Origin of the sequence: Afipia sp. P52-10 (genome assembly GCF_000516555.1) — a bacterium.
GTDB lineage: Bacteria > Pseudomonadota > Alphaproteobacteria > Rhizobiales > Xanthobacteraceae > P52-10.
In genome coordinates this window covers 2381235-2392510 of sequence record NZ_AZSJ01000003.1, presented here as the reverse complement: position 1 = coordinate 2392510, position 11276 = coordinate 2381235, and the positions used below count along the sequence as shown (strand labels likewise).

8 protein-coding genes are annotated in these 11276 nt (G+C 65.5%); 3 read left to right on the top strand and 5 right to left on the bottom strand.

Annotated elements, in window-relative coordinates:
• Positions 1-77: 77 nt before the first annotated feature.
• Positions 78-341, bottom strand: coding sequence for a hypothetical protein (locus X566_RS12615; protein ID WP_051444204.1), 264 nt, complete (start codon positions 339-341; stop codon positions 78-80).
• A 222-nt stretch (positions 342-563) separates the two neighbouring features.
• The gene (galU, locus tag X566_RS12610; protein ID WP_034466707.1) at positions 564-1439 is read right to left on the bottom strand and encodes a UTP--glucose-1-phosphate uridylyltransferase GalU; all 876 of its coding nucleotides are present in this window, start codon (positions 1437-1439) and stop codon (positions 564-566) included.
• A 291-nt stretch (positions 1440-1730) separates the two neighbouring features.
• Between galU and X566_RS12605 the strand changes: the two genes are divergently transcribed.
• Both X566_RS12605 and X566_RS12600 read left to right on the top strand, forming a co-directional pair.
• The gene (locus X566_RS12605) at positions 1731-3149 is read left to right on the top strand and encodes a lytic murein transglycosylase (protein WP_051444057.1); all 1419 of its coding nucleotides are present in this window, start codon (positions 1731-1733) and stop codon (positions 3147-3149) included.
• 151 nt (positions 3150-3300) lie between these two features.
• Positions 3301-4959 (top strand): DUF459 domain-containing protein, encoded by a 1659-nt coding sequence (locus X566_RS12600; protein ID WP_034466705.1) that lies wholly within the window; start codon positions 3301-3303, stop codon positions 4957-4959.
• 174 nt (positions 4960-5133) lie between these two features.
• Here X566_RS12600 and ileS read toward each other — a convergent pair whose 3' ends face one another.
• The gene (ileS, locus tag X566_RS12595) at positions 5134-8226 is read right to left on the bottom strand and encodes an isoleucine--tRNA ligase (protein ID WP_034466702.1); all 3093 of its coding nucleotides are present in this window, start codon (positions 8224-8226) and stop codon (positions 5134-5136) included.
• A 323-nt stretch (positions 8227-8549) separates the two neighbouring features.
• Positions 8550-9521, bottom strand: coding sequence for a bifunctional riboflavin kinase/FAD synthetase (locus X566_RS12590; RefSeq protein ID WP_034466699.1), 972 nt, complete (start codon positions 9519-9521; stop codon positions 8550-8552).
• 280 nt (positions 9522-9801) lie between these two features.
• On the opposite strand from X566_RS12590, the gene X566_RS12585 reads away from it, so the two are divergent.
• Positions 9802-10191: a response regulator gene (locus X566_RS12585; RefSeq protein ID WP_034466696.1), complete on the top strand. Its 390-nt coding sequence runs from the start codon at positions 9802-9804 to the stop codon at positions 10189-10191.
• 216 nt (positions 10192-10407) lie between these two features.
• Here the strand turns inward: X566_RS12585 and X566_RS12580 are convergent, their stop codons facing one another.
• Positions 10408-11271: a TIGR01459 family HAD-type hydrolase gene (locus tag X566_RS12580; protein WP_034466693.1), complete on the bottom strand. Its 864-nt coding sequence runs from the start codon at positions 11269-11271 to the stop codon at positions 10408-10410.
• Positions 11272-11276: the final 5 nt, after the last annotated feature.

Sequence of the window (11276 nt, the reverse complement as noted above, 5' to 3'; positions counted from 1 at the left end):
CGGGAGGTGGTGGGGACGCCCTCCCGGCTCTGGACACCGGCAAACGGCCATGAGTGCCGGTGTCGTTTGGGGTGCCGTTATTTGTCGAACACCGCCTTGCAGGCTGGGCTGAGGTTGGTCTTGTTCTTGCGCATGCAGGCGGTGATCGCCGGAATGTTCGGGATCTCGCCGGAGCACAGGCGGAAAGCATCCGGCGTGCAGGCGGCGCGCTGTTCGGCAGTGGCCTCGACGGCGGCATCGGCGGAGCCGGTGAAGGCGGTGCATGACAAGATCACGGCGGCGGCAAAGCCTGCGGCGCGAAGTATGCGGATGACGGTGTTGCTGCTTGTGACGCTGTTCATGACGCGGTTCATGGCCCTGTCCCCTTGATCCGGCGGCCCGTCAGGAGCCGCCCTGTTCACGGACAGGAGCATGCCGCGGTTCGCCCGGACGAACCGTGACGCGCCTCACGCAAGAAAACATGCGGGACAAAGGGCTCGCCCGGTCGCTCGACCGGGCTTTGGAGCTGCCAATACTGGTTTATCGAAAGACCGCGGCGGCGGACCGCAGCCCAGCCTTCAGGCTCAACCCTTGAGATAGCGGGCCATGTCCTCGCGCAGGCCATCGGCAAGCTCGGGACGGCGCAAGCCATAGGCGATGTTGGCGCGCAGGAAGCCTGCCTTGGAGCCGCAGTCGTGGCGCTCGCCCTGAAAGCGCAAGCCATAGAATTTTTGCGTCTTGGCAAGGCCGATCATGCCGTCGGTGAGCTGGATCTCGCCGCCGGCGCCGCGCTCCTGGGTCTCCAGGATCTTGAAGATCTCCGGCTGCAGGATGTAGCGGCCAGTGATCGACAGGTTGGACGGCGCCTTCTCGCGCGGCGGCTTTTCGACCATACCGTCGATCTCGAACGCCTTGCCCTTCTGCGCGCCGACACCGACCACACCGTACTGATGCACGCGCTCCATCGGCACTTCCTCGACCGCGATCACGTTGGCCTTCGGCCCGAGGTCGTTCATCGCCTCGATCATCTGCTTCAGGCAGCCTGGCGTGTTGAGCACCAGCTCGTCCGGCAGCAGCACCGCGAACGGTTCGTTGCCGACGATATCGCGGGCGCACCACACCGCGTGTCCAAGGCCGAGCGGCGCCTGCTGGCGGGTGAAGCTCATCGCGCCGGCCTCGGGCTGGTCGCGCTCCAGCACGTCCATCTCCGCCGTCTTGGCGCGCTCGCGCAAGGTGGTGTCGAGTTCGAACTGGCGGTCGAAGTGATCCTCGATCACGCCCTTGTTGCGACCGGTGACGAACACGCAATGCTCGATGCCGGCCTCGCGTGCCTCGTCCACCACATACTGGATCAACGGGCGATCGACGATCGTCAGCATCTCCTTCGGCATGGCCTTGGTCGCAGGGAGAACGCGGGTGCCGAGACCGGCGACCGGAAACACAGCTTTGCGGATTTTCATGAGATCTCTTCGGAAACGAGGGCGGTTAGGCGATGGACTCGGATGATGGACCTGGATGATGACCTTGGATCAAGAACCTGGATCACGAGACGACGGGATCAAATCATGCCAATTGAAAAGTCCAAGTTAAGTTCCGGTCCGATTGCCGCCTGCGGCCATACGGCACGAGCGGACCTTGCGGCCTGCGGCAATCGGTGGCGGTTTGATGACGTCAAAAAGCTGCATCGTTAAGCTGATCGAAACCTGAGCAGGGCCTCTTAGTTAACGGGGGATTTCAATACGGTTCGCAAGATGACATTGAATGCAAAAGTGACGAACGCATGGCGTTGGCCGGCGGCCGTGGCCGCTGCCGGATACCTGGTCCTTGCAGGCGGCGCAGATGCGCAGACCGCCTCGGGCCGCGGCCCGGTCGTGCTGACGCGCCAGCAGAGCGACGTCACCGGCTCGATCCCGCAGCAGCCGGCGCGCAGCCGTTCGGCACAGTTTGGAGTGATGACGCCGCCCACGCCGCCAAAGGAATGGAGCGGCCAGGACGGCGCCTCCGGCCATCCGCTGATGACGGCGGCCGCGATCCGCCAGGCGGCCGCGAATTTCCCGCGCTGCGTCGCCAACACCTGGCCGGACGCCGCACGGCGCGGCATCTCCCGCGACAGCTTCGAGCGCTTCACCACCGGGCTGACGCCGGACCTACGCATCATGGACTTCGTCGATGCGCAGCCGGAATTCACCAAGGCGGTGTGGGACTATCTCGACATCCTGGTCACCGATGCGCGCATCCAGCGCGGTCGCGAGGTGCTGGCCGCCAACCGCGCCGTGTTCGATGCGGTGGAGAAGGCTTATGGCGTCGACCGTTACATCGTCGCCGCGATCTGGGGCATCGAATCGAACTACTCGACGCAGAGCGGCGACCGCAGCGTGCTGCGCTCGACCGCGACGCTTGCCTGCATCGGCCGCCGCCAAGCCTATTTCAAGGACGAATTCCTCAGCGCGCTGGAGATCCTGCATCGCGGCGACCTGCATCCCGACCAGTTGAAGGGCTCGTGGGCCGGCGCGTTCGGTGCGACCCAGTTCATGCCGACCGCGTTCAAGCGCTCGGCTGTCGACTTCGATCGCGACGGCCGCCGCGACGTGGTCGATTCCGTTGCCGACATCGTCGCCTCCACCGCCAACAAGTTCAAAAAGGACGGCTGGCGCCCCGGCGAGACCTGGGGCTACGAAGTCGAAGTACCGCGCGGCTTCAACTACGCCCTTGCCGACCGCTCCAAGAGCATGAGCGTCAGCCAGTGGGAGCGACTCGGCATCCGCCGCGCCGGCGGCAGGCCGTTCCCCCGCGCGGGCGACATGGCGTTCCTGCTGGTGCCGGGCGGCGCCGACGGGCCGGGCTTCCTGATGCTGCACAACTTCCGCGTGATCATGCGTTACAACCCGGCGGAGGCGTACGCGCTGGCGATCGGCCATTTCGCCGACCGGTTGCGCGGCGGCGCGCCGATGGTACAGGCGTGGCCGCGCGGCGAGCGGATTCTGACCCGTGCCGAGCGGTTCGAACTACAGCAGCTGCTCGCCCAATATGGCTATTACCGTGGGGAGCCGGACGGCAATCTCGGCAGCGGAACCCGCGAGGCGGTGCGCCATTTCCAGGCCGCGATCGGCGCGCCCGCGGACGGATTTGCCTCCGCCTCCGTTCTGGAGCGGCTGCGCGGCGGCCGTTAACGATGCCGCGGGTAACCTTGAGGTTGACATCTTTGTCCCGTACTTGACGGGAACCTTGCGAGTCCCCTTATGGGGCTCGAAAGCGCATGAATGTGCGGCAGAATCAGTCATGGTCCCGCCGCGGCCTTGGGCTCAACCGAAACCCGATCCGATGCCGGACCCGAAACACCCGCTGCGCCTGCTGACCGAGAGCGGACCGCTGATCGCCGTGGCGGTGGTCATTGCTCTTCTGCTGGGCATCACGATGCCGGCTTCGGCGCAGCTGTTCTTCCCGTTCGGCTTCCAGGATCGGCCGCCGCCCCGTCCGCGCCAGGCCGTTCCGCGTCCGGAATACCGCCCGTTCTCACCGTTCGGCGATTTCTTCTCGCCACCGCCGCTGCGCTCCGATCCACAACAACAGCCGCAACAGCAACAGTCGGCGCCCCGCGTCGACTACTCACGCGCGCCGCCGCCGAAGGACCGCGGCGACGCGGTTGCCGAGCGCAACGTGCTCGTGCTCGGCGACGCGATGGCCGACTGGCTCGCCTATGGCCTGGAAGACGCCTTCTCCGAACAGCCTGACATGGGGGTGACCCGCAAGCATCGCACGGTCTCCGGCCTGATCCGCTATCAGCCGCGCGGCGAACCGTCCGATTGGGTCGCCGCGGCCAAGGGCATCGTCGCTCAGGAGAAGGCCGACGTGATCGTCGTCATGCTCGGCCTGCACGACCGGACCACGATCCGCGAGACCGCAGGCGATCCGAAGAAGGACGACAGGACCAAGGTCGGCGCCAAGGATGGAGCGAAAGGCACCGCACGCAAGCCGGATGAGGATGCGGAAGCGCCGCCCGCCGACGAGCAGGCCGATATCGGCGAGACGCCGACGATCGCCGCACCCGAGCGCTCCACCCGCGCCGCCAACGGCCTCGCCGAATTCCGCTCCGAACGCTGGATCGAGCTCTATAAGAAGAAAATCGACGACATGATCGGCGTTCTGAAGGTCAAGAACGTGCCGATCCTGTGGGTCGGCCTGCCGGCGCTGCGGGGCCAGAAGGCGACCTCCGACATGCTGTTCCTCGACACGCTCTATCGCGAGAGTGCGACCAAGGCCGGCATCACCTATGTCGACGTCTGGGACGGCTTCGTCGATGAAGGCGGCCGCTTCATGCTGCAGGGTCCAGACTTCGAAGGCCAGACCCGCCGCCTGCGTACCGGCGATGGCGTGTTCTTCACCCGTGCCGGCGCGCGCAAGCTCGCCCACTATGTCGACCGCGAGATCAAGCGGGTGCTGAACAGCCGCGCCCTGCCGGTGGCGCTGCCGAGCGATCCCGGCACGCCGGATCTCGCACCCGCTCCCGGTGCTCCGGCGCCGCGGCCGCTGGCGGGACCGATCGTGCCGCTGGTCGCCTCCTCGGTTGGCACCACCGAACTGCTCGGCGGCGCCGGCTCGCGGCCAGCGTCGATCGATGCCCTCGCCGCGCGCACGCTGATCAAGGGCGAACCGCTCACCGTGCCCGGCGGCCGCGCCGACGACGCCACCTGGCCGCGCCGCGAGGTCGGCCGGATCGACGACAAGGCGACCGACACGCCAGTTGCGGCGAGCCACACCGGCACCACGCCAGCCGCCACGGCTGCTGCGGCTCCCGCACCTGCTGCCGCGCCGAAGCCGACGAAGCGGCGGCCGCGTCCGGCCGTCACCAATACCGAGCAAGGCAGCTGGCCTGCCTTCGTTCCCGGAGCCCCGCCGCGCGCCAGCCAACCCGCACGGCGCCCGCCCGCGCCGGTCGGACGCTCGGCCTACGCGCCCGGCGACTTTTTCTTCACGCGTTAATCAATTCGCTCGCATCCCGCGGTACGCGTGTCAGCGCACAGGCAGCCGCGCATAAAGCCAATCCTGGCCTTAAGGCCGCCTTGACATGACGCGCAACCAGCTCTGCGCAGTGATTTTGCGTAGGCAGCGCGGCGCGGTGCCGTAACGCACCGCCGCCGTCATCGCTTCATCGGATCAGATCAGACCGAGCGCCTTCCACTCGCGCAGCGCCTGCGCGTCGCGGGGCGTGACATCCGGATAGTCCGGATCGTCGCCGACCGTCGGCAGGATCTTCCACGATCGCGCGCACTTCTTGCCCTGCGCCCGTTCGACCACCACCGCCACGTTCGGCACATCGTTCAGCCGGAACGCATCAGCCGGCGCATCCGCATTGGTCACCTCGTCACTCGAGGTGATGCAGATCTCGGACAGATCAACCCCGGCCAGGATGCCGAACACATCCTTGTCGGCCACATAGACGCGGGGCGAGGCCTCCAGCGACGAGCCGATACGCTTGGCGGCGCGCTCGAGCTCCAACGCACCGGTGACAACCCGGCGGACGTCGCGGATCGTCTCCCACTTCTTCGCCAGTGCATCGTCGCGCCACGCGGACAGAACATGCTGGAACGGCTCAAGATGCACCGAGACCGCGGCCTCGCCATAGCGCGACAGCCACGCCTCCTCCGCGGTGAAGCACAGGATCGGCGCGAGCCAGGTGACGATGCAGCGGAACAGATAGTCGATCACCGTCAGTGCCGACTTCCGCGCCAGCGACGACGGCGGATCGCAGTAGAGCGTGTCCTTGCGGATGTCGAAGTAGAACGCCGACAGCTCGGTGTTCATGAAGTTCGACAGCGTCGCGACCACGGTCTTGTAGTCGAAGTTCTCGTACGCCTCGCGCACGACCGCATCGACCTCCGCCAGCCGGTGCAGCATCAGCCGCTCCAGCTCCGGCATGACATCGGCCTTGACGCGATCCTCGTCGCGGAAATGCGCCAGGCTGCCGAGCATCCAGCGAATGGTGTTGCGCAGCTTGCGATAGGTTTCGACGGTGTTCTTCAGGATCTCGGGGCCGATGCGCTGGTCGTCGGCATAGTCGGATGCCGCCACCCACAGGCGCAGGATGTCGGCGCCGGAATCCTTGATCACCTTCTGCGGCTCGACCGTGTTGCCGAGCGACTTCGACATCTTGCGGCCGTGCTCGTCCAGCGTGAAACCGTGCGTCAGCACCACGTCATAGGGCGCGCGGCCGCGCGTGCCGCAGCTTTCCAGCAGCGACGAGTGGAACCAGCCGCGGTGCTGGTCCGAGCCCTCCAGATACATCACCGTGTCCTGGCCGCCATCGACCTTGCGGACGATGTTGCCGAAGGTCGGGAAGTTCTGTCGGTCCTCTAGCACGAACGCGTGCGTCGAGCCGGAATCGAACCAGACGTCGAGAATGTCATCGACCTTCTGCCAGCCCTCGGCGGCCTTGGGCCCGAGGAAGCGCTCGCGCGCGCCGGCCGCGTACCATGCATCCGCGCCCTCGTTCATGAACGCTTCGGCGATGCGCTGGTTGACGGTTTCGTCCTTCAGGATCTCGACCGAGCCGTCGCCCTGCTCCCTGACGAACACCGCGATCGGAACGCCCCAGGCGCGCTGGCGCGAGATCACCCAGTCCGGGCGCGCTTCGATCATGCCGTTGATACGGTTCTGGCCGGCGGGCGGCACCCAGCGCGTCACCGAAATCGCCTGCAGCGCGCGGGCGCGCAGCGTGTCGCCGTCCTTCGCCGTGCCGTTGTCGGCGATCGGCTTGTCCATGGCGATGAACCACTGCGGCGTGTTGCGGAAGATCACTGGCTTCTTCGAGCGCCACGAGTGCGGATACTGGTGCTTCAGCCGACCGCGCGCGAGCAGCATGCCCTTTTCGACCAGCGCCTTGATCACCGCCTCGTTGGCGTCGCCCTTCTCGCCCTTGTCGGTGATGACACGCTTGCCGGTGAAGCCCGGCGCCTGTTCGGTATAGGCGCCGTTCTCATCGACGGTATAAGGAATCGTCGTGTTGACGCCGCGCGCCTCCAGCGCCCGCGCATTCGCCGTCCAGACGTCGAAGTCCTCGCGGCCGTGGCTCGGCGCGGTGTGGACGAAGCCGGTGCCGGTGTCGTCGGTAACGTGATCACCTTCGAGCAGCGGCACGTCGAAGCCGTAGCCACCGGCAAATCCGTTCAGCGGATGCGCGCAGACCATGGCCGCAAGCATCTCCGCGGTCACATCACCTGTCCGTTCGAACGCGGTGACGCGCGCCTGCTTGAACACGTCCGCGGCGAGCTTGTCGGCGAGGATCAACAGATCGCCGGTCTTGGCCCAATTGTCGGCGGGCGCATCGGTGACGCGATAGAGGCCATAGGCGATCTTCGCCGAATAGCTGATGGCGCGGTTGCCGGGCAGCGTCCACGGCGTGGTGGTCCAGATCACGACATGCGCCTGGCGCACCGCGGCGAGCGCCTGCTCCCATTCGGCTTCCGATTGCGCGAGCGCCGCACGCTGCGGATCGTTCGCGACCGCCCAGGTGCGCACCGCGACGTCTTTCACCGGGAACTTCACCCACACCATGTCCGAGGTGTGTTCCTCGTACTCGACCTCGGCCTCGGCGAGCGCGGTCTTCTCCACCACCGACCACATCACCGGCTTGCTGCCACGGTAGAGCGTGCCGTTCTGCGCGAACTTCATGATCTCGCGCGCGATCTGCGCCTCGGCCGGAAACGCCATGGTCGCATAGGGGTGCGCCCAATCGCCGACCACGCCGAGCCGCTTGAACTCCTCGCGCTGCACGTTCAGCCAGTGCTCCGCATAGGCGCGGCATTCGCGGCGGAAGGCGATCATCGCCTCCGGATTTTTCAGGTCGGGCTTCTGCTTGCCCTTCGAGCGGTAGTTCTCCTCCTCGATCTTCCACTCGATCGGCAGGCCGTGGCAGTCCCAGCCCGGCACGTAGTTGGAATCGTAGCCGAGCATCTGCTGACTGCGGGTGACGAGGTCCTTCAGGATCTTGTTGAGCGCGTGGCCGATATGGATGTTGCCGTTCGCGTAGGGCGGGCCATCGTGCAGCACGAACTTGGCGCGGCCCTTGGCCGCGCTGCGCAGCTTCTCGTAGAGGTTGATCTCGTTCCAGCGCTTCAACACTTCCGGCTCGCGCTGCGGCAGGCCCGCGCGCATCGGGAAGTCGGTCTTCGGCAGGAACAGGGTCTTCGAATAGTCATGGGCCGCCGCTTCGGTCGCGGTCTGGCCAGTCTTCTGCGGCTTGTCGGTCATGATGGCTCGTGGGGCTCGGCTCGTAAGCGTGAAAAAGCGATTATCGCAAAAAGGTTGACGATATCCCGGTCTTGCGCCGAACGAGAACGCTCAGGCGGAAGCACAGGGTCTGACCAGCATCGCTGCGTCAGACCCGTCACCTAATTCGAGGCATGATCCGGTCCGAAAACCAGTACCCACTTTTCGGGATCATGCCGCCGCTAATTGCTATAATGCCGAGCCGGAAAGACATGTTCTGTTCTTAGCAGGCGAAAGCAGCCACCGGAAGGGCTGAATCAGGCCGATTTCCCGTCGTTTCGGATACTGGCCCCTCTGCAGAACGCTCAGCCGACCTTGCCGAGCGCGGGAAAGGCTCCCGGATGGGCCGCCAGGACAGCCTTGGCCTTGGCGCTGTCGTCGTCCATCTGGCGGATCAGCGCCTCGATGCTGTCGAACTTCAACTCCGGCCGAATGAAGCCGATGAAGGCGACGTCGATGGTCTTGCCGTAGAGGTTGCCTTTGAAGTCGAACAGGAAGGTCTCGAGCAGCGGCGCGCCATTGTCGAAGGTCGGGCGGCGGCCGAAACTCGCCACGCCGTCGATGCGTTCGCCATCGACCTCGGCACGCACCGCATAGATGCCATGACGCAGCGCCACGGCGGGATCGAGCCGCATGTTGGCGGTGGGATAGCCGAGATCGCGGCCGCGCTTTTCGCCGTGGATCACCTCACTGGTGGCGAACCATGGATAGCCGAGCATCGCCGTCGCCTCGTCCAGCTTGCCCTCGGACAGCGCCGCGCGAATTGCGCTGGAGGAGACTGCCCGTCCGGCGATATCGAAATGCGGCTCCACATGCACGTCGATGCCGAGCCGGGGCGCCTCCGCCTGCAGCAGCGTCGGCGAACCGGCGCGGCCCTTGCCGAAGTGAAAGTCGTAGCCAACGGCGATCCCCGAGATGCCGAGCCGGCCGATCAGATCGTGGTTGATGAAATCCTGCGCCGAGGTGCCGGCGCGCGCGGCATCGAACGTCATCACCACCGCGCCATCGAGCCCGGTGCCCGCAAGCAGCCGCAGCTTGTCCACCTCGTCGGTCAGGCGGAATTGCGGGGCACCCTTGTTGAAGAAATCGCGCGGATGCGGTTCGAACGTCATCGCATAGGCGAGGCTACCGCGGGCGCGGGCCATCCGCTGCGCCGCGCCGATCACCGCGCGGTGGCCAAGGTGGACACCATCGAAATTGCCGAGAGCGATCACCGCACCTTTCGGAATAACGTCGGCGGGCGTGGTGTCGCGGATAACCAGGAAACGGGAGGTCATAATCCGGGAAGAGACCATCTGAACGGGAAGGAGCGCCGACCGTGGCGCCGCAAGGCGGGACAAGTCAAGCCAATGGTAACCATTCCTCCTCTGCGTCAGCGGCTTAAGACCGTCCGCATCATAACGGAACCTCCGATTAACGGGCCGTTTAAGGAACGAATGGTAGTCCTCGGCCGCTGGGGGCTTGCCAATCATTGTCGAGCGACAGGTTTGTTGCAATCCCTCAGACCCGCCAAGGAAAGAGCGGGCCCGCTGGTTTGGGCGCTGAGGAGCAGAAGCTATGGCCGTTGACCTGTCGATGTCGGTTCTGGTGGTTGACGATTACAACACGATGATCCGCATCATCCGTAATCTCCTCAAGCAGCTCGGGTTCGAGAATATCGACGACGCCAGCGACGGCTCGGCCGCACTCAGCAAGATGCGCACCAAGAAATACGGCCTTGTGATCTCCGACTGGAACATGGAGCCGATGACGGGCTTCGACCTGCTCAAGGAAGTTCGCAGCGATCCAAACTTGGCCAAGACCCCGTTCATCATGGTGACGGCGGAATCGAAGACCGAGAACGTGATCGCCGCCAAGAAGGCCGGCGTAAACAACTACATCGTCAAGCCGTTCAATGCCGCCACCTTGAAGACCAAGATCGAGGCGGTCTTCCCGGACCAAGCCTGAACGTTTTAACTCGCTCAATATCGTCCCCGCCAACGGGTCGACGCGCAGCGCCGCCCGATGACAGGCTCCGGTGGGGACCCAGTAACCCAGAACGCCAGCGATCAACGCGAAATCTCGCGGCGTACTGGATACCCGCTTTAGCGGGCATGACGGTCTATCCAAGTATGCCGCCAAGCATGGCGCCCGAATGGCGCTGCGGCTGCCTCAGCCCGCACCTCACCACATCAGCTTCGGCGTGACCGCGAACGGCGGCTTGCTCGCGCCCTTGAACAGCTTCGCCACCGACTCCGCATCCGGATTGGCGCGCTCGCCGAGTTCATTGGCGTGGATGCCCGAGGTGACGAACACGCAGCGGAAGCCGCCGCCATTCGCGCCCTCTAAATCCGTCCGCACCGAATCGCCGATCGTCAGCACATGCGCCGGCGTCACCGCCGTAGCACCGGCCTCAGCCGCGAGCCGTAACGCCCGCTGATAGATCGGCGGATGCGGCTTGCCTGCGAACAGCACCTTGCCGCCGAGGCTCGCATAAAGCTCGGCCAGCGCGCCCGCGCAGAAAATCAGCTTCTCACCGCGCTCGACCACGATGTCCGGGTTAGCGCAGACGAAGAACAGATCACGCTCGCGGGCGCAGGTCAGCGTCGCGCGATAATCCTCGGCGGTCTCGGTCTCGTCGTCGAACAGGCCGCTGCAGACGATGTAGTCGGCGCTTTCGACGTCGCCGAAACGGACGCCGAATCCCTCGAACAGCGAATGGTCACGCTCGGGGCCGATGTGAAACACGGTTTGGCTGCGATGCTCCTCGATATAGCTGCGCGTCAGATCGCCGGAAGAGACGATCGCATCATACACGTCGTCGGCGACATGCAGCCGCCGCAGCATCCGCTGCACGGAGGGCGCCGGACGCGGCGCATTGGTGATCAGCACCACCTTGCCGCCGCGCTGGCGGAACTTGGTCAGCGCCGCGCACGCATCGGGCCAGGCTTCGAGGCCGTTGTGCACGACGCCCCAGATATCGGAGAGGATCACATCGACGCCGTCGATAACGTCGCGCAGGTGGCGGGTGAAGGTCGTCTCGGTCATGCCTT

Bases quoted from the DNA above. Each gene is read 5' to 3' on its own strand.
- X566_RS12615 (WP_051444204.1), bottom strand. From the start codon at position 341: ATGAACAGCGTCACAAGCAGCAACACCGTCATCCGCATACTTCGCGCC.
- galU (WP_034466707.1), bottom strand. From the start codon at position 1,439: ATGAAAATCCGCAAAGCTGTGTTTCCGGTCGCCGGTCTCGGCACCCGC.
- X566_RS12605 (WP_051444057.1), top strand. From the start codon at position 1,731: ATGACATTGAATGCAAAAGTGACGAACGCATGGCGTTGGCCGGCGGCC.
- X566_RS12600 (WP_034466705.1), top strand. From the start codon at position 3,301: ATGCCGGACCCGAAACACCCGCTGCGCCTGCTGACCGAGAGCGGACCG.
- ileS (WP_034466702.1), bottom strand. From the start codon at position 8,226: ATGACCGACAAGCCGCAGAAGACTGGCCAGACCGCGACCGAAGCGGCG.
- X566_RS12590 (WP_034466699.1), bottom strand. From the start codon at position 9,521: ATGACCTCCCGTTTCCTGGTTATCCGCGACACCACGCCCGCCGACGTT.
- X566_RS12585 (WP_034466696.1), top strand. From the start codon at position 9,802: ATGGCCGTTGACCTGTCGATGTCGGTTCTGGTGGTTGACGATTACAAC.
- X566_RS12580 (WP_034466693.1), bottom strand. From the start codon at position 11,271: ATGACCGAGACGACCTTCACCCGCCACCTGCGCGACGTTATCGACGGC.